Annotated in this window: 14 protein-coding genes; 8 read left to right on the forward strand and 6 right to left on the reverse strand. The window is 74.3% G+C overall.

The features are described 5' to 3' along the window. The first annotated feature begins 358 nt into the window (after window positions 1-358). The gene (locus tag ACI8AP_RS07395) at window positions 359-2164 is read left to right on the forward strand and encodes a PucR family transcriptional regulator (protein ID WP_456588696.1); all 1806 of its coding nucleotides are present in this window, start codon (window positions 359-361) and stop codon (window positions 2162-2164) included. A 57-nt stretch (window positions 2165-2221) separates the two neighbouring features. After that, a complete protein-coding gene (locus ACI8AP_RS07400) occupies window positions 2222-2980 on the forward strand; it encodes an SDR family NAD(P)-dependent oxidoreductase (RefSeq protein WP_456588697.1) in 759 nt (252 codons plus the stop codon). Window positions 2981-3039: 59 nt separating this feature from the next. Here ACI8AP_RS07400 and ACI8AP_RS07405 read toward each other — a convergent pair whose 3' ends face one another. Next, a complete protein-coding gene (locus ACI8AP_RS07405) occupies window positions 3040-4584 on the reverse strand; it encodes a helix-turn-helix domain-containing protein (protein WP_456588698.1) in 1545 nt (514 codons plus the stop codon). A gap of 75 nt (window positions 4585-4659) precedes the next feature. Between ACI8AP_RS07405 and ACI8AP_RS07410 the strand changes: the two genes are divergently transcribed. The 3 genes from ACI8AP_RS07410 to ACI8AP_RS07420 all read left to right on the forward strand — a co-directional run bounded on the left by ACI8AP_RS07410 (window position 4660) and on the right by ACI8AP_RS07420 (window position 7048). After that, entirely contained in the window at window positions 4660-5406 is a 747-nt protein-coding gene (locus tag ACI8AP_RS07410) for an SDR family oxidoreductase (RefSeq protein ID WP_456588699.1), read from the forward strand. A gap of 103 nt (window positions 5407-5509) precedes the next feature. Beyond that, entirely contained in the window at window positions 5510-6445 is a 936-nt protein-coding gene (locus tag ACI8AP_RS07415; RefSeq protein ID WP_456588700.1) for a DMT family transporter, read from the forward strand. 81 nt (window positions 6446-6526) lie between these two features. Continuing rightward, entirely contained in the window at window positions 6527-7048 is a 522-nt protein-coding gene (locus tag ACI8AP_RS07420) for a hypothetical protein (protein WP_456588701.1), read from the forward strand. 8 nt (window positions 7049-7056) lie between these two features. Here ACI8AP_RS07420 and ACI8AP_RS07425 read toward each other — a convergent pair whose 3' ends face one another. The 4 genes from ACI8AP_RS07425 to ACI8AP_RS07440 all read right to left on the reverse strand — a co-directional run bounded on the left by ACI8AP_RS07425 (window position 7057) and on the right by ACI8AP_RS07440 (window position 8926). Then, the gene (locus tag ACI8AP_RS07425; protein WP_456588702.1) at window positions 7057-7872 is read right to left on the reverse strand and encodes a DUF998 domain-containing protein; all 816 of its coding nucleotides are present in this window, start codon (window positions 7870-7872) and stop codon (window positions 7057-7059) included. After that, a complete protein-coding gene (locus ACI8AP_RS07430; protein ID WP_456588703.1) occupies window positions 7860-8186 on the reverse strand; it encodes a hypothetical protein in 327 nt (108 codons plus the stop codon). Before ACI8AP_RS07430 ends, ACI8AP_RS07425 begins: the two co-directional genes overlap by 13 nt. A gap of 140 nt (window positions 8187-8326) precedes the next feature. Continuing rightward, window positions 8327-8527, reverse strand: coding sequence for a hypothetical protein (locus ACI8AP_RS07435; protein WP_456588704.1), 201 nt, complete (start codon window positions 8525-8527; stop codon window positions 8327-8329). A 78-nt stretch (window positions 8528-8605) separates the two neighbouring features. Then, the gene (locus ACI8AP_RS07440) at window positions 8606-8926 is read right to left on the reverse strand and encodes a hypothetical protein (protein ID WP_456588705.1); all 321 of its coding nucleotides are present in this window, start codon (window positions 8924-8926) and stop codon (window positions 8606-8608) included. A 321-nt stretch (window positions 8927-9247) separates the two neighbouring features. Between ACI8AP_RS07440 and ACI8AP_RS07445 the strand changes: the two genes are divergently transcribed. Continuing rightward, window positions 9248-13753 (forward strand): ExeM/NucH family extracellular endonuclease, encoded by a 4506-nt coding sequence (locus tag ACI8AP_RS07445; protein ID WP_456588706.1) that lies wholly within the window; start codon window positions 9248-9250, stop codon window positions 13751-13753. A gap of 112 nt (window positions 13754-13865) precedes the next feature. On the opposite strand, the gene malQ is transcribed toward ACI8AP_RS07445, so the two are convergent. Further along, entirely contained in the window at window positions 13866-15704 is a 1839-nt protein-coding gene (gene malQ, locus ACI8AP_RS07450) for a 4-alpha-glucanotransferase (protein WP_456588707.1), read from the reverse strand. Window positions 15705-15840: 136 nt separating this feature from the next. Here malQ and ACI8AP_RS07455 point away from each other — a divergent pair, with 136 nt between their 5' ends. After that, window positions 15841-16833, forward strand: a complete 993-nt coding sequence (locus tag ACI8AP_RS07455) for a TIGR03885 family FMN-dependent LLM class oxidoreductase (RefSeq protein ID WP_456588708.1) — start codon at window positions 15841-15843, stop codon at window positions 16831-16833. Next, window positions 16830-18497, forward strand: coding sequence for an alpha-amylase family protein (locus ACI8AP_RS07460; RefSeq protein WP_456588709.1), 1668 nt, complete (start codon window positions 16830-16832; stop codon window positions 18495-18497). The genes ACI8AP_RS07455 and ACI8AP_RS07460 overlap by 4 nt, the downstream gene beginning before the upstream one ends. Window positions 18498-18583: the final 86 nt, after the last annotated feature.

An 18583-nucleotide genomic window follows, 5' to 3' on the forward strand; every position in this document is an offset into this window, starting at 1 on the left:
GTGGATCGGCGCTCCGCCCCTCGGTCCACCGGCCGCGAGGAGGGTGCACACGCCCCTGCACGGAGCGCCTACGATCCAGCGAGCAGGTGGAACGAGGTCGAACCTAAGCGGCGCGTCGCACGCCCTCTTATGGCGGATGTCGCCAAGAATGGATGGCGGCGTCCGGGGACACCTGACAGGCCGCTGCCGTGTGGCACCCTGGACGACGACTGGAAGGGGATGCCTTGTGACACAGAGTGATTCGTCACTCCTGGCGTCTACTCGCGGTAGTGGAACCACCCCGTTCCGTCGCAACTGGTCGGTCGACGAGTCGCCCCGGGCCGAGCGGCGCGGCGAGCGCGCGAGCTGGCAGCAGCGGATGGGCCTGACCGTGGAGGAGGCGCTGGACCTCCCCGTCCTCGCGGGGAGCACCGTGACCAGCGGCTCGGCCGGGCTCGGCCGGGTGATCCGCCACATGGTCGTCGACGACCCTGCGGAGCCGCTGGCCGCCGCGGGCCCCGACGTGCTCGTCGTCCTCGGCGCCCGCCTCCCTCCCGCCGACCCGGCCAGCTGCCGGGCGCTGGTCGAGCGGCTCGAGGCCGCCGGCACCGCGGCGCTGGCCTACCGGCGCGTCGACGGGCCACCGCCGCTGCCCGCCGAGGTCCTGGCCGAGTCGGAGCGCCGCGGTCTCCCGGTGCTCGCGCTGCCGCCGACGGCACGGCTCGACGAGGTCGTCTCCGGCGTGCTGGGCGCCGTCGTCGCCAAGCAGGGGCAGGCCCTCGCCCTGTCCTCGCGCATGGACGACGAGTTCACCGAGGTGGCGCTCACCGGTGGCGGCCTGGCCGAGGTGACCCAGCGCCTCGCCGTGATGCTCGAGGGCGCCGCGGTGCTGGGCCTCGGCCCGGACCGGGAGGTCGTCACCAGCGCCGGCCCCGCCGACGACGTCGCCGAGATCAGCGACTGGCTGTGGCTCCTCGACGCCGCCGCCGACGACGAGCTGGCCGCCATGGCGCCGTCGCTGCGGCTCTCCGGGGTCCGCGCGGACCAGACGGTGGTCACGCCGGCCGACCTGAACGCGGACCTCTCACCCGCCGACGGCATCCTGCTCGTGCCCGGGCACCACGAGCTGCCCGGCGGGATCGGCGAGTACGCGGTGGCGCCGATCATGGCGGGCGACCAGCGGCACGGCTGGCTCGTCGCCGTCCACCGGACCGGCGCGATGATGCTGGGCGCCGGCGGCGTGCTGGAGCGGGCGGCGGTCATCGCCGCGCTGTCGGTGATCCGGCTGCAGGCGGTCCACTCGGTGGAGCTGCGTTTCCAGGGGGACCTGGTCCGCCGGCTGGTGGGGGGCGCGGTGGGCCACACCGAGCGGACGCTGGCCTACACCCGCTCGTTCGGCTGGCGGCTGGACGGACCGGTCGCGGTGCTGGTGACCGCCACCGAGACCGTGGCCGACGCGGCGGCCGACCCCACCCGCGCCCTCGACGTCCTGGACCGGCTGGCCGACGGCTGGCGCGCCGCGTTGGAGTCGGAGGTGGCCGGCGCGGCCGTCGCGGGGCTGGCCACGGAGATCGTGACGCTGCTGCCCCTGGACGGGCGCACGCCGGAGGAGCTGTCGGCCCTGGTCTCCGCCGTGACCTCTCGGGTCAACGGGCGGCTGCGCCGGGTGGGCCGGTTGCTGGGCACCGGCATCGGCCGGCCGGCCGGATCGCTCTCGGAGCTGGCCGAGGTGCACCGGCAGGCGCAGCGCGCGCTCGGTGTCGGGCAGGAGATCCACGGCGCGTCGTCGGTCGTCCACTTCGACCAGCTCGGGGTGTTCCGGCTGCTGTCGCTGATCCCCGACAGCACCGAGCTGCGTTCCTACGTCGACGAGGTGCTCGGCCCGCTGGCCGACGCCGTCGACGCCGATGCCGCCGACCTCCGGGAGACCCTGCGGGTGCTGCTGGAGACGAACCTGAACGTCGCGGAGTCCGCCCGGCGGCTGCACTTCCACTACAACACGATGCGCTACCGGATCGGGAAGCTGGAACGGATGCTCGGGCCGTTCACCACCGACCCGACGCTGCGGCTGAACCTCCTGCTGGCGCTGCACGCCGCCCGCATGCGCGGCCTGGACCAGCCGGCGCGCCCGCCGCTGGACGGCGGCCTCGGCCCGCTCGACGACGGGTTCGACGCCCTCCTCTGAGAACCGCGCTGCGCGGCCGACGTGCGCCGCCGGGTGCTGCGTGGGAAGGATGTCCGCATGACCCAGGTCGATCGCCCCCTCGCCGGCACGGTGGCCCTCGTGACGGGCGCGTCCTCGGGGATCGGCGAGGCCACGGCGGTCGCCCTGGCCGGGGCCGGGGCTGCCGTCGCCCTCGGAGCGCGGCGGAGCGACCGGGTCGAGACGCTCGCCGGTCGGCTGCGCGACGGCGGGACGGCGGTGCTGCCGCTGGCCCTGGACGTCACCGACGAGCGGGCGTGCGCCGATGCCGTCGCGCGCACCCGGTCGGAACTGGGCGGCCTCGACGTCCTGGTGAACAACGCCGGCGTCATGCTCCTGGGCACGATCGCCGGGGCGGACACCGAGGACTGGCGCCGGATGATCGACACCAACGTCATGGGCGTGCTCTACATGACCCACGCGGCCCTCGACGGGATGCTCGAGCAGGGGTCGGGCGACATCGTGAACATCTCCAGCGTCGCCGGGCGGCAGGCCCGCAAGGGCGCCGGGGTGTACAACGCCAGCAAGTGGGCGGTGAACGCCTTCAGCGAGTCGCTGCGCCAGGAGGTCACCGGCCGCGGGGTGCGGATCGGCCTGGTCGAGCCCGGCGCGGTCAGCACCGAGCTCACCGACCACATCACCCAGCCCGCGGCGAAGGCCGCCTCGGTGCAGATGTACTCGAGCATGCGGGCGCTGCACGCCGAGGACATCGCCCGCGCCGTCCTCTACCTGGTGACCCAGCCGCCGCACGTCGCGGTCAACGAGGTGCTCGTCCGCCCCACCGACCAGGAGAGGTGAGAAAGGACCCCGTCCTCCCCACCGCTCGCAGGCTCGCGGCGGTGCCCTGGACGGGGCCGTTAGTCGCGGAAGACCTCGATGTCGGCGCCCATCTCGACCAGCCGCTCGTAGAGCTGCTCGTACCCGCGGGCGATGATGTCGACGTTGCGCAGCACCGACGTGCCCTTGGCCGCCAGCATCGCCAGCAGTATGCAGACCGCCGGGCGCAGCGCGGGCGGGCAGACGACCTCCGCGGCCCGCCAGCGGGTCGGGCCGGTGACCAGCACCCGGTGCGGGTCCAGCAGGCGGACGTCGGCGCCGAGCCGGGTGAGGTCGGAGAGGTGGATCGCCCGGTTGTCGTAGACCCAGTCGTGGATCAGCGTCGACCCCTGCGCCTGGGCGGCGATCACCGCGAAGAACGGCAGGTTGTCGATGTTGAGCCCCGGGAACGGCATCGGGTGCACCTTGTCCAGCGGCGCCCGCAGCTCCGACGGGTGGATGGTGATGTCGGCCAGCCGGGTGTGCCCGTTGTCGGCGAGGTACTCGGCGGAGAGCTCGTAGCGCAGCCCCATCTCGGCGAGCACCGCGAGCTCCACCTCGAGGAAGTCCACCGGGGCCCGGGTGACGGTCAGCTCCGAGCCCGTGACGATCCCGGCGGTCAGCAGGCTCATCGCCTCCACCGGGTCCTCGCTGATCGTGTAGTCGACGTCGGCGTCGAGCACGGGGCGTCCGCGCACCACCAGCGTCGTCGTCCCCAGGCCCGTCACCTCGACGCCGAGCAGCTGCAGGTACAGGCACAGGTCCTGGACCATGTAGTTGGAGCTCGCGTTGCGGATGGTGGTGGTGCCGTCGGTGCGGGCCGCGGCCAGGAGCGCGTTCTCGGTGACGGTGTCCCCCCGCTCGGTGAGCACGATCGTCCGATCCGCGGCGGCCGGTCCCTCCACCGTGGCCTGGTACTCACCGGCGTGCGCCTCGACGGCCAGCCCGAACGGCCGGAGGGCGATCATGTGCGGCTGCACGGTCCGCGTCCCCAGGTCGCAGCCGCCGGCGTAGGGCAGCCGGAACGCGCCGGCCCGGTGCAGCAGCGGGCCCAGGAACATGATGATGCTGCGGGTCCGCCGGGCCGCGTCGGCGTCGATGCCGTCGAGGTCGAGCTCGTCGGGGACGACGAGGGTGAGGTCGTGCCCGTGCTCGTCCCAGGTCGCGGAGACGCCGATGGACCGCAGCACGTCGAGGATGCGCTCGACCTCCACGATGCGGGACACGTTGCGCAGGGTCGTGCGGCCCCGGTTCAGCAGCGCCGCGCAGAGCAGGGCGACGGCGGCGTTCTTGGAGGACTTCACCGCCACCCGGCCGCGGAGGAGGCGCCCACCGGTCACCCGCAGGTGTGCCGGCCCGGCGGGACCCAGCCGGATGAGCTCGCTGTCGAGCGCGGCGGAGAGGCGGCCCAGGAACTCCAGCGTGAGGTTCTGGCTGCCCTGCTCGATGCGGGCGACCGCGCTCTGGCTGGTGCCGAGCCGTTCGGCCAGCTGTTGCTGGGTGAGGCCCCGGTGGCGGCGGGCATCGCGGACGAGCGCCCCGATGCGCCGCATGGCTTCGTCGGCAGGCAGGTCGGTGAGCGTCACCGGGACACGATATCTCGTATCTGAGATGTCGGCCGCCCCGTGCGCAGACGTGGCGCCTCCGGGGAGACTGCACCCGTGGACGTACTGGTCACCGGCGGCACGGGCCGCCTGGGGCGGCACCTGGTGCCGCAGCTGCGGGACGCCGGGCACCAGGTGCGGCAGATGTCGCGCCGGGGCGCCGGCCCGGGAGGGGTGCGGGGTGACCTCGCCACCGGGCGGGACCTGGCGCACGCGGTGGCGCGGGCGGAGGTGGTGGTGCACGCGGCGAGCGCCCCCCGGGGCGACCCCTGGGAGGTCGACGTCGCCGGCACCCGACGGCTGGTCGAGGCGGTCGACCGGTCCCGGCCGCCGCACCTCGTGTACGTCTCCATCGTCGGGGTGGACCGGGTTCCCCTGAGCTACTACCGGGCCAAGTACGCCGCCGAACAGGTGCTGCTGGCCTCGGGCCTGCCGGTCACGCTGGTCCGCATCACCCAGTTCCACGGCTTCGTCGACGAACTGCTGGGCACGGCGCGCCGCGGGCCGCTGCTGCCGGTGCCCATGGGCTGGCGGGTGCAGCCGGTGGACGTCACCGACGCCGCGGCGCACCTGGTGGAGCGCGTGAGCGCCCCGCCGTCCGGCGGCGTGGTGGAGCTCGGCGGACCCGAGGAGCACTCGGTGGCCGACCTCGCGCGGACCTGGGCAGAGGTGCGCGCTCCGGGGGCGCGGGTCATCGCGACCCCCGTTCCGGGCCGGCTCGGCACGGCGCTGCGCGACGGCGCGGCGCTGCCCACCCGCGGTGCGCGTGGCCGGCGCACGTGGGCCGAGCACTTGCGGGGCTGAGGACCGCAGCGTTCCTGCCAGTTCCCGGCGGCCGGGTGCCAGTCACGTGCCGCGGCCGGAAACCGCCGGATCGGGTCGGCAGCCGGCCCTAGGTTCTGCGGACGTGACCACTCCCGCTGCTCCGGACGGGCGAACGCTGCTCGCCGTCGTCGTCACCGTGCTCGCCTGGGCATCGGCCTTCGTGGGCATCCGCGGGGTCGGCCAGGACCTGTCGCCCGGCGCGCTGGCCCTCGGCCGGCTGCTGATCGGCGGGATCGTGCTGGGCCTGCTCGTCGCCCGCCGCGGCTGGGTGCGCCCCACGCCCGGTGAGTGGCGGTTGCTGGCCGTCTGCGGGATCGGCTGGTTCGCCGTCTACAACCTGGCGCTGAACGCCGCGGAGCGGCACCTGGACGCTGGCACGACGGCGATGCTGGTCAACATCGGGCCGATCCTCATCGCCGTGCTCGCCGGCTTCTGGCTCGGGGAGGGCTTCCCGCGCTGGCTGGTCGTCGGCATCACCGTCGCCTTCGGTGGCGTGGTGCTGATCGGCGTCGGGACCCGCGGCGCGGACGCCGATCTGGTCGGCGTCGCGCTGTGCGTGGTCGCGGCGGTCACCTACGCGGTGGGCGTGGTGGCCCAGAAGCCGCTGCTGCGGCGGCTGCCCGGGCTGCAGGTCACGTTCACGGCGTGCGCGATCGGCGCGGTCGCCTGCCTGCCCTGGGCCGGCGCCCTGGTGACCGATGTCGGCCGCGCGCCCGCGGGCTCGGTCGCCGGGATGGTGTACCTCGGTGTCGTCCCGACGGCGCTGGCCTTCAGCACCTGGGCCTACGCGCTGTCGCGGATGGACGCCGGTCGCCTCGGGGTCACCACGTACCTGGTGCCCCCGCTGGTCGTCCTGCTCAGCTGGCTGCTGCTGGGGGAGGCGCCCCCGCTGCTGGCGGTGGCCGGCGGTGCGGTGTGCCTGGCCGGCGTGGCGGTGTCCCGGCGGCGGACCCGGCCCGCGCTGGTCCCCGCGGCCGGCGCTCCGCCGGCACCGGCCGGAGCGGCCGGTCAGCGGTAGGCGGACCGATCGACGACCGGGTGTGCGGACGGCTGCGGCCATGGGGTAGGCACGCACCGGGGCCACCGCCGGTGGTCCTCCGTGGAGACCGGCCGGGAGGGTTCGTGGTGGAGGAGCAGGACCTGGCTGCGCACCGACCCGGCCGCCGAGGACGGGGTGCCGCTGGGCGCGGTGCCCAGCGGTGATCCTTCCGAGCGGGCATCGAACTGGCTGATCCGGGACTTCGTGGCCGGACACCGCGAGCACCACCCGTTCCGGGCCGCCGGGGACCCCGCGGCCCCGCCACCGGAGGTCGAGCGGCCGGCCGTCGTGCTCGTGGGCACCGACGGCGACGACCGAGCCGACTGGTTGCGCTCGGGGCGGGCCCTGGGGCGCCTGCTGCTCCGGGTGACCGCGGCCGGCCTGGTCGCCTCACCCCTGACGCAGGCCCTGGACCGGCCGGCGACCCGCGTGCGCATGCAGTCACGGCTGTCGCTCGTCGGGTACCCCCAGATGCTGCTGCGGCTGGGGTACCCGCAGCCGTCGGTCCCCGGGGCCGCGACCCCGGCGGTGAGCGGACGGCGCCCCGTGGGCGACGTGCTCCGGTTCGAGCCGGCCGGCTGAACCCCCGCTCAGCCGCGCCGGTGGGGAGGCGCCCACGGGTCCTCCGGGTCGGCGTCCTCCCCGTCGCCGGACGTCTCCCCGTCGGCGCCGCTCGTCGCGCCGGTCCGCCGGTCGCGGCCGGCGGCGGCCTCCAGGGCCTCGTCGCGTGCCCGCGCCTGCTCCGCCCGCCGCGCCTGCTCCTGCGCCCGTGCCGCGTGCAGGGACGACTCCGCGGGCGCGACGTCGCCGCGCCGGTCGAGCCACCACAGCCCCAGCCCGGTGAGCGCCAGGGCGATCGGCAGCGGGTACGCCGCGGCGCGCTCGACGCCCCCTTCCCCGAGGTACCGGGTGACACCGGTCAGGAAGAAGGCGGTCGCGGCGGTGGCCAGGATGCCCAGCAGCACCACGGTCGTGCCGAGTGCCTCCGACAGGGGGCGCACGGCGTAGGCCAGGGCGATCAGCCCGAGGGCGCCGCCGACCAGGTGCAGGACCGCCCCGAGCGCGTGCAGCGTGCCGTTGCCGTCGGTGGGGAAGACGCCCACGAGCAGCACACCGGCGGCGGAGGCGCCGAGCAGCACGGCCATCGCACGGGCGGCCCCGCCACGCAGCGCGGGAAGCAGCAGCAGGGCCCCGCCCAGGATGAGGGCGGCCTGCACGACGAACGAGGCGTTCATCAGCTGCTGGCCGGCGGAGTCGGCGGCGCCCAGGGCGCTGATCACGTCGTCCGTGCGGGAGTAGGGCCCGGCGTAGCGGGCCTGGGCCACCGCCTCCGCCAGGAAGAACTGCAGGGTCAGCACCCACGCGAGGGCGCCCCAGCGGAGGCGGTGGGCAGTCACGGCAGCCATGATCCCAGCTGGTCGCGGGGAACCCGGTCGAGGACGGCGGACAGCTGCGCGCTCGACAGCCACGACGGGTTGCTGCCGGCGGGCATGCGCAGCACCTCGGCGTCCGCGAAGGCCGGATCGGCCCGCAGCCCGGCGCGGTCCACCGGCGTGTCGAGGCGGAGCAGGCGGACCGGCAGCACCGGCCCGTCCGCGGTCTCGTGGACCGGGGCGGTGACCCGGCCGACGGCGTGGACGCCGGCCGCGGCGCGCCCGCTCACCCACAGGACCACCGGCTGCCCGGCCGCGACGAGGTCGAGGCGGTAGCTCCGGCGCACGCAGCGCGCCAGGTCGCGGGTGGTACCGGGCAGCCAGGCCGCGTCGACGGACGCCGGCGGCCGGGTGCTCTTGAGCAGCCAGCAGGCGACGTCGCCGGCGCGCAGCCGCGCCGGCGTCGCCGGCCGGGCCGACCGCTCGGTCAGTCGGTGGCCGAGTGGACGTCGGCGCCCGCGGGGTCGGCGTCGTCGGAGCCGACGGCCTGCCGCTCCTTCTCGGTGCGGTACTCCAGCACCTCGTCGGCCGGGTGCGGGTCCTTCGCGTGTTGCGTGCGGTCCCGGGTCGGGTGCTCCTCCGGCGTGATGACGTCGTCGAGGGTGGGGCGGTCATGGGGATCGGTCATCGTGACGTCCTCCGGTCTGTCGGGATGCGGTCGGCAGGAGCCATAGCCCCCACCCGCGCCCGCTAACCGGGACGGAGCTCACCGCGGCTCGAGTCGGGCGGCCGGCAGCCACGCCTCGACCAGTGCGGGCCCGTGCGGACCGGCAACGGCGTAGGTCACCCGGCCGTGCCAGCCGCCGCCACGCTGCTGCCACTCCACCAGCAGCCCGGGCCACGTGCCGGGCGCCTCCGGGGGGTCGTGCACCCAGCAGTGCCGGCCGGCCTCCGCCTGCCCGTCCAGCCGGGGGGCGCCCGCACGGGCGGGCCGAGGTGCCGCGGCCCCCTGGGCCAGTGCACCGGAACGGGCCGCCCGGTCGCTGAGCGAACGCCCGGAGCGGCCTGGGTGCATGCCGCCGGCCATGGCAGCAGTCTCGCACGTCGGTCGAACATACGTTCGACGGGCCGCGCCGGGTGGTGCCGGCGATTCCGGGTGAACAGTTCGTGCCAGTGGGGAGTGGCGAGCGTCACCGGATCCGGTGGTGGTCCGACCTGTCCCGGAGGGCGTATGCGACCTCGGTCGTGGCGCCCATCCCATTGCAGTGCGCATATCTCCGATGACGCCGGGTAGTTACGGCGCCCGGGGGGTCGATCGCGTCGGCGCCGACGTCACCCGTTCGTCACCGAGTGGTCACAACCGCTTCCTACGGTTCCGGCGTCCACCCGCACTCTGGAAGGAACCTGCGTGCCTGATCCAGCCGGCACTCCACCGCAGCGACGCACCGCCGGTGCGATCGCCCGCCGTGCCTGCCTCGGTACCGCCGCCGCGTCCGTCGCGGTCGTCGGCATGCCCGCCGTCGCCCACGCGGCGCCCACGGCCCCCGTCATCTCCGAGATCCACTACGACAACGACGGCGCTGACACCGGCGAGTTCGTCGAGGTCCACCTGCCTCCCGGCGGGAGCTCCGCGGACCTCTCGGTCGTGCTCTACAACGGCAACGACCGCGCCCCGTACGGGACCATCGACCTCGGGGACGTGACCGCGCCCGCGGACGCCCCCGCCGTGGTGGCCGTCGACGCGCCGGGGCTGCAGAACGGCGCGCCGGACGGCCTGGCCCTCCTCGACGGGAGCACCGTCGTCGAGTTCCTCTCCTACGAGGGGAGCTTCGTCGCCACCTCCGGTCCGGCCGCCGGGATGGTGAGCAGCGACATCGGAGTGGCGGAGGGCAGCAGCACGCCGGCCGGGTGGTCGCTCTCCCGGAACCTCGACACGGACGAGTGGACGGGCCCGTCCCCGTCCACCCGCGGGGTCGTCAACGGTGCCGGGCCGGAGGAGCCCGAGGAGCCTGGCGACGCCTGCGGGGTCACGCCCACGCACGAGATCGGCGCCGTGCAGGGCGAGGGGGACGCCACCCCGCTCGCCGGCCAGCAGGTCACCGTGCGGGGCGTCGTCGTCGGCGACCTGCCGGGCATGTCCGGCTTCTTCCTGCAGGACGCCGACGGGGACGGGGACGACGCCACGTCCGACGGCATCTTCGTGTTCAGCCCGCTGGAGGTCGACCTCGGCGACACCGTCGCCGTGACCGGCCCGGCGGAGGAGTACTTCGCGCAGACCCAGATCGGCGACGGCAACACCGCCGAGGTGTGTGCCGAGGGGACCGCCGCGGACCTGCCGCCGGCGGCGCCGCTCGACCTGCCCGCCGACGAGGCCGCCCGCGAGCGCCTCGAGGGGATGCTCGTCGAGCCGGTCGACCAGCTCACGGTCAGCGAGGTCTACGACCTCACCCGCTTCGGTGACCTGACCCTGTCCGAGGGCGGTCTGCTGGTGCAGCCGACGGAGCTCGCGCGCCCCGGTGAGGCGGCCGAGGCGATCGCCGAGGAGAACGCGCTGCGCCGCATCGTGCTCGACGACGCCGTCGGCGGGCGGGTCACGCCCGAGACGGCGCCCTACCTGACGCCGGAGACCCCCGTGCGGGTGGGCGACCCGGTCCAGTTCACCGAGCCGCTGGTCCTGGGCTACGGCTTCGACTACTGGCGGCTGTTCCCGGCCGACGGAACGGCCGAAGGGGTCTTCGCCCCGCAGAACACCCGGCCGGAGTCGCCCGACGAGGTCGGCGGTGACATCCAGGTCGGCGCCTTCAACGTGCTGAACTACTTCCTGACCTTCGGCGACAGCAGCACCGCTCGCGGCGCCGAGACCGCCGAGGCCTTCGAGCTGCAGGCCGCCAAGATCGTCGCCGCCATCAACGAGATGGACGCGGACGTCCTGGCCCTCATGGAGATCGAGGACACCGCCTCCACCGGCTACGGCGACGGCACGCCGGACCAGGCGGTCGCCGACCTGGTGTCCCGGCTGAACGAGGACGCCGGCACCGACAAGTGGGCGTTCACGGCGTTCCCGGACGAGCTCCTGGCCGTCGATCGCGACGTCATCCGCAACGCGATCATCTACCAGCCCGCCTCCGTGTCGCCGGTGGGCGAGCCGGTCGGGCTGGTCGACGAGGAGAACTTCGACAACGCCCGCGAGCCCCTCGCGCAGACGTTCGAGGCCGAGGGCGACGCGTTCACCGTCATCGCCAACCACTTCAAGTCCAAGGGCAGCGGGGAGGGGGCCAATGCGGACCAGGGCGACGGGCAGGGTGCCTCGAACCCGGACCGCATCGGCCAGGCGGAGGCGCTGGCCGGCTTCGTCGAGAGCCTGCGGGAGACCACCGGCGACGACGACGTGATGGTGCTCGGTGACCTCAACGCCTACTCCCAGGAGGACCCGATCCAGGTGCTCCGGGAGGCCGGGCTGACCGACCTGGGCACCCAGTTCGACGAGGGCCGCTACAGCTACGTCTTCGACGACATGTCCGGCTCGCTGGACCACGCCATGGCCACCGACAGCCTGACGGCCAAGGTGACCGACGTCGCTCACTGGAACATCAACTCGGTGGAGTCGTTCGCCTACCAGTACGACGGCGCGCCTGCGCTCTACGCGGCGGACGAGTTCCGGTCCAGCGACCACGACCCGATCCTGGTCGGGCTCGACCTGGGCGGTCCGGGCGAGCCCGGACCGGGGGTCGGCGACCCGACCGGGGAGGCCAGTGGCAACAGCTGGGTGCACCCGCAGGACCAGGTCGCCTACATCGCCGGTCACTTCCGGAACACCGACAGCGTGCCGGTGCAGGCGCGGCTGCTCACCGACTACGGCCAGTCGGAGGCGCAGACGGTGGCTCCCGGCGCCGCGGCGTACTTCACCGTGAACACACAGCTGGCCGAGCTGCCGGCGGGCACCGCCACGATCCGCGTCTACAAGAACGTGGACGGGCAGGGCTACCAGTCGCTGTTCCCGATTTCCTACCCGGGGCAGACCGCCGGGGGTGGCGACGAGGACGGCGTCACGGAGCTGCAGCTGCTGGGGATCAACGACTTCCACGGCCGGCTGGGCGAGGCGGTCGCTCTCGCGGGCACGATCGAGGAGCAGCGGGCCCGGGAGGACGTCGACGCGACGCTGCTGCTGTCCTCCGGTGACAACGTCGGCGCCTCGCCGTTCGTCTCCTCCGTCCAGCAGGACGTGCCGACCCTCGAGGTGCTGAACGAGATGGGGCTGCAGGCCTCGGCGGTCGGCAACCACGAGTTCGACCGCGGGTTCGACGACCTGACCGGCCGGGTCGGCGTCGACGGGGAGAGCGGCCTGGCCGGCTTCCCCTACCTCGGCGCCAACGTCTACGGCGAGGACGGGGCCCCGGCGCTGCCGGAGTACGCGCTGCTCGACGCCGACGGCGTGACGGTCGGTGTGATCGGTGTCGTCACCGAGGAGACCCGCTCGCTGGTCTCGCCGGCGGGTATCGAGGGCATCACCTTCGGTGACCCGGTCGAGGCGACCAACCGCGTCGTCGAGGAGCTCACCGACGGGTCCGGGGACGAGGCGGACGTGCTCGTCCTGGTGGCCCACGAGGGCGCTCCGGGCAGCGACTCCCTGGAGGAGCAGCTCGCCGCCGACACCGCGTTCGCCGCGATCGTCACCGGCGTCGACGACGAGGTGGACGCGATCTTCACCGGTCACACCCACCAGAGCTACGCGTGGGAGGCGCCGGTCCCCGGCGGCGAGGGCACCCGACCGGTGATCCAGACCGGGTCCTACGGGGACGCGCTCGGGCGCATCGCGCTGACCTACGAGGAGTCGACCGACGAGGTCACCGCCTTCACGGTCGAGAACCTGCCGCTCACCGAGCGGCCGGCCGAGGAGCTCGTCGCCGCGTACCCGAGCGTCGCCGAGGTCGCCGAGATCGTGGCGGCGGCGGAGGCATACGCCGACGAGGTGGGTAGCCAGGTGGTCGGGCAGGTGACGGGCGACATCACCCGGGCCTTCACCGACGACGGGACCGAGGACCGCGGGTCGTACTCGGCCCTCGGCGGGCTGGTGGCCGATACCTACGTCTACGGGACCGAGCTCAGCGCGATCGAGCCGGCCGACCTCGGCCTGGTGAACCCGGGTGGCCTGCGGGCCGACCTGCTGTACGAGGAGGACGGTGAGATCACCCTGGCCGAGGCCAACGCGGTCACGCCGTTCGCCAACGACCTGGTCGTCGTCTCGCTGACCGGTGCCCAGCTGGTGCAGGTACTCGAGCAGCAGTGGCAGCCCGCCGGTGCCTCCCGGCCGTTCCTGGCGCTGGGCACGTCGGAGGAGCTCACCTGGTCCTACGACCCGGAGGCGCCCGCTGGTGCGCGGATCATCGTCGACAGCATCCACATCTCCGGTGAGCCGATCGACCTCGGCGCGACCTACCGGGTGGCGACGAACAGCTTCCTGGCCTCCGGCGGTGACAACTTCACCGTCTTCGCCGAGGGCGTCACGGAGGGGACGGGTCTGATCGACTTCGACTCCTTCCAGGCGTACCTGGAGGACAACTCGCCGCTGAGCCCGGAGGACTACACCGGCCGGGTCAGCCTCGGTGAGGCGGAGGAGCCGGGTGCGCCCGCCGCAGAGGTGACCGTGTCGGACACCACCGTCACCGCACGTGACCGGGTCACGGTGTCGATCACCGGCTTCGCGGCGCACGAGCGGGTCGTCCTGTCCCTGGGTGGTGCCCGCCTGGGCGCCCTGCGGACCGACGCCGACGGGGCGGGCGCGGCGCTGGTGCGCATCCCGCAGCGGGTTCCGGCCGGTGCGGGCGAGATCGTCGCGACGGCCCCCAGGTCGGGCGTGACCGCCACGGTGCAGGTCGAGGTGACCGAGCTGGTCCGCAGCCGCGCCGGCGGCTGAGCCCGGGGCCGGCCGGCCGCCGAGGTCGGCCGGCCCCGTTCCTGCACGACGGCTGGAGGCCGGCCCCCATGAGGGGCCGGCCTCCGGCTGTCGGTGCCCCGGGCCTGGTGGCTCAGTCCGCGTGGGCGGGCGCCACACCGGCTCGCAGGGTCCGGGCGACCGTCTGCAGCAGGGGGTGGCCCGGCAGGTCCTCGACGAGCACGGGCAGCGGCAGCGACCAGTTGGGACGGTCGTCGGCGCCGGGCATGTTCGGCCGGCGCTGCTCCCCGACGGCGTCGTCCAGCGTCGAGGACAGCAGCAACGACGGCGCCGTCGCCAGCAGTGCGTGCGCCTGCTCCACCGCCTGCTCGACCGTGGCGTCGTCGGAGAGCCCCGGGAGGTGCGCCAGCAGCGACTGCCGGCCGCGCTCCAGCTCCTCCTCGGTGCCCGTGCCGTGCTCCCGCTGCTCGTCGACGTCGGCCTCGGTCCACAGCCCCGCCACGGTGGGCAGGTCGTGGGTGGTGATCGCCGCCATGGCCTCGGCCGGCCATTCCGCGGGGGCGTCGTCCTCGAACCACAGCAGCCGGTAGGACAGCACCCCGTGCTCGGCCATCGCCTCGCGGACCCCGTCCTCGACGGTGCCGAGGTCCTCACCCACCACCAGCGCCTGGGCGCGGTGGCTCTCGAGGGCGACGATGTTCAGCAGGTCCTCGGCCGGATAGCGGACGTAGGCGCCGTCCGCCGCGCTCCCGTCGGCCGGCACCCACCACAGCCGGAACAGGCCCATGACGTGGTCGATCCGCAGGCCACCGGCACCGGCCATGGTGGCCCGGATCGACTGGATGAACGGTTCGTAGTCGGCGTCGCGGAGCCGCCAGGGGATCAGCGGCGGGGAGCCCCAGTCCTGGCCGGCCGAGTTGAACGCGTCCGGCGGCGCGCCGACGCTGACCCCGTCGGCCAGCACCTCCTGCCACGTCCATGCGTCCGCGCCGCCGCCGGCGAAGCCGATCGGCAGGTCCTGGATGACGGTCATGCCCTCGGCGGCGGCGGTGAACTGCAGCTCCAGCGCCCACTGCAGCCAGGCGTGGAAGGCCACGACGGCGCCGTGCCGCTCGGCGTAGGCCGCGACGGCCGGGCCGTCCGGGCGCCGCAGCTCCTCGGGCCAGGCGTGCCAGTCGGCGCCGTGCTCCTCGGTGATCGCCGCCCACGTCGCCCAGTCCTGCAGCGTCCGCCCGCGCTCCTCCCGCCAGCGGGCGAAGGCCTCCCCGCCGCCGTGGGCGAAGAAGATCCGCATGAGCACCTCGCGCTTGCGCGCCCAGATCGCGTCGCGGTCGATCAGCGGCCCCTCGGACAGCGCGCGGCCGGCGTCGGCCTCGAGGTCGACCGCGTCGGCCCCGGGCACCTCGTCCACCCGCAGGTAGATCGGGTTGCGGAACCGGCGGGTGGCCGGCAGGTAGGGGCTGGCCTCCTGCTGCGCGATGGGGGCGACGGCGTGCAGCGGGTTGATCAGCAGGAACCCTGCCCCCTGCTCGTCGGCCATCTGCCGGAGGGCCCGCAGGTCGCCGAGGTCGCCGATGCCCCAGCTGTCCCGGCCGCGGGCGGCGTACAGCTGCACCGCCCAGCCCCACGCGCGGTCCTCGGGCAGCCAGCAGCGTCCGGGCGACACGATCAGCCGGCGCCGGCGGCCCTCCGGGGACTGCAGCCAGTGGTAGCCCAGCGGGAAGTCCTCCGGCAGCTCGCCGTCGATGTGCCGGACCTCGCCGTCCTCGCAGACGACGTCGGCCTCGTCCACCTCGAGCGCATCCCCGGGCCGGGCGACGATCGGCGCCCGGTCCTCCAGGTCGGCCGGCGGCTCGCCGATGACGGCGCGCAGCTGCTCGATCGTCTCCTGGGCTACCTGGTGCTCCTCGTCCAGCGCGTCCAGCCAGCTCGCATCGATGCCCCAGTCGTCTGTGGTCGGCTTCGTCGTCACCCCGCGATCCTCGCCGGGTGCGCCCCGGCTCGCAGTCCGGACCGGCGTGGCGCCGCTCTCGTCCGGCGCCGGCTCGTGATCGACCCCGACGCGTCCCACGTGGCCGCGCCGTCGGGACTCGGGTAGGCATCGGGCCATGCCGGTGATCGGGTTCCACAACTCCCACGAGCAGGTGCACCCCGCCGCGTTGCTGGACGCCGTCCGGCACGCCGAGGAGGTCGGGTTCACCGCCGCGATGTGCTCGGACCACCTCACCCCCTGGAACCCGCGGCAGGGCGAGTCGGGGTTCGCGTGGTCGTGGCTGGGGGCGGCGATGGCGACGACGTCGCTGCCGTTCGGCGCCGTGAACGCGCCCGGGCAGCGCTACCACCCGGTGATCGTGGCCCAGGCGATCGCCACCCTGGGCGCGATGTTCCCGGGGCGCTTCTGGGTCGCCCTGGGCAGCGGCGAGGCGATGAACGAGCACGTCACCGGCGACGCCTGGCCGCGCAAGTCGGTGCGGGACGCCCGGCTGCTGGAGTGCGTGGCGGTCATCCGGGCGCTGCTCGCGGGGGAGGAGGTCAGCCACGACGGGCTGGTCACCGTCGACCGGGCCAGGATCCACACGCTGCCCGAGCAGTCTCCGGCGCTGATCGCCCCGGCCGTCAGCGTGGCCACCGCACGCAACGGCGCGGCATGGGCCGATGGGCTGGTGACCATCAACCAGCCGCACGACAAGCTCCGCGAGGTGGTGGCCGCCTACCGCGACGCCGGCGGGCGCGGCACGCTGGCCCTGCAGGTGCACCTGTCCTGGGACCCCGACCCCGACCGGGCCCTGGCGATCGCGCACGACCAGTGGCGCAGCAACGTCTTCCCGCCGCCGCTGTGCTGGGACCTCGACAGCCCGGAGGCCTTCGAGCAGGCCAGCGCGCACGTGCGGCCGGGCGACGTCATCGGACCGGTCCGGGTATCGGCCGACCTGGGGCAGCACACCGCCTGGCTGCAGGAGTACCTGGAGCTCGGTTTCGACGCGGTGTACCTGCACCACGTCGGCAAGGAGCAGCGGCCGTTCCTGGATGCGTTCGGCGAGCACGTGCTGCCGCAGCTCGGGGTCACCGCCCCCGGCCCCGTCGAGGCGGTGCAGGCGTGAGGATCACCGACACCAGCGACCTGTGGTGGAAGAACGCCGTCGTCTACTGCCTCGACGTCGAGACCTACCTGGACTGGGACGGCGACGGCTGCGGCGACTTCGCGGGCCTCGCCCAGCGGATCGACCACCTGGCCGACCTCGGCGTCACCTGCCTGTGGCTGATGCCCTTCTACCCCACCGCCGAGCGCGACGACGGCTACGACATCACCGACTTCTACGGCGTCGACCCGCGGCTGGGCACCCACGGCGACCTGGTCGAGGTGATCCGGACGGCGAACGACCGCGGCATCCGGGTGATCGCCGACCTGGTGGTGAACCACACCTCCATCCACCACCCGTGGTTCGAGTCGGCGCGCCGGAGCACCGACGCCCCGTTCCGCGACTTCTACGTGTGGCGCGCGGACGAGCCGCCGGACACCAGCGACCAGGTGGTCTTCCCCGACCAGGAGGACAGCATCTGGACGCTCTCGGAGGAGACGGGGGAGTGGTACCTGCACCGCTTCTACCAGGAGCAGCCCGACCTGGACGTGACCAACCCGCGGGTCCGGGACGAGATCGCCAAGATCATGGGCTTCTGGCTCCAGCTGGGGCTCTCGGGGTTCCGCGTGGACGCGGTGCCGTACTTCCTGGAGACCCAGCACGCCGCCGCCGACGACCTGCCGCAGCCGCACGAGTACCTGCGGGCGCTGCGCCGGTTCCTCACCCGGCGGTCGGGGCCGGCGATCCTGCTCGGCGAGGTGAACCTGCCCTACGAGGAGCAGGTGACGTTCTTCGGCGGCCCGGACGGCGACGAGCTGACCATGCAGTTCGACTTCGTCGGCATGCAGGCGATGTACCTGTCCCTGGCGCGCTGTGACGCCGGCCCGCTCACCGAGGCCCTCCGGTCGCGGCCGTCGATCGCCTCGGACACCCAGTGGGCCACGTTCGTGCGCAACCACGACGAGCTGACCCTCGACAAGCTCTCCGAGGACGAGCGCGCGGAGGTCTTCGCCGCCTTCGGCCCGGACCCGCGGATGCAGCTCTACGGCCGCGGGCTGCGCCGGCGGCTGCCGCCGATGCTGGCCGGTGACCCGCGCCGGATCCGGCTGGTCTACAGCCTCATGTTCGCCCTGCCCGGCACCCCGGTGCTCTTCTACGGGGAGGAGATCGGCATGGGGGAGGAGCTCTCCGCCGACGGGCGGCAGTCGGTGCGGACGCCGATGCAGTGGGACGACGGGGTCAACGGCGGCTTCTCGACGGCCGGGCCCGACCGGCTGCCCGGACCCGTGGTCCGCGGCGGGTTCGCTCCCGAGTTCGTCAACGTCGCCGACCAGCGGCGCGACCCGGATTCGCTGCTGTCGTTCATGAAGCTGCTGATCCGCCGGTACCGGGAGTCGCCGGAGCTGGGCTGGGGGAGCTTCGAGCTGCTGGACCAGCCGCACGCGGCCGTGCTGGCGCACCGCTGCGCCTGGGACGACGGGGCGCTGATCGCCGTCCACAACCTGGGCGCCGAGCCGTGCACGGTCCCGCTGCGGTTGCCCGACCTCGGCGGTGCGGGGCTGCACGACCTGTTGCAGGAGGGTGCCACCCCGGTGGCCGACGACGGCGCGGTGGAGCTGGCGCTGGACGGCTACGGGCACCGCTGGCTGCGGGTGGTGCGGCAGGGGAGCCGCCGGCTGCTCTGAGCGCGGCGGTGGCCGACTGCACCCGGCCGGTCACGCGCTGACCTGCGTTCCCGTGCCCGGGGAGGGTGAGGGATGACCCACGCCGC

This window comes from Blastococcus sp. SYSU DS1021, assembly GCF_054050995.1.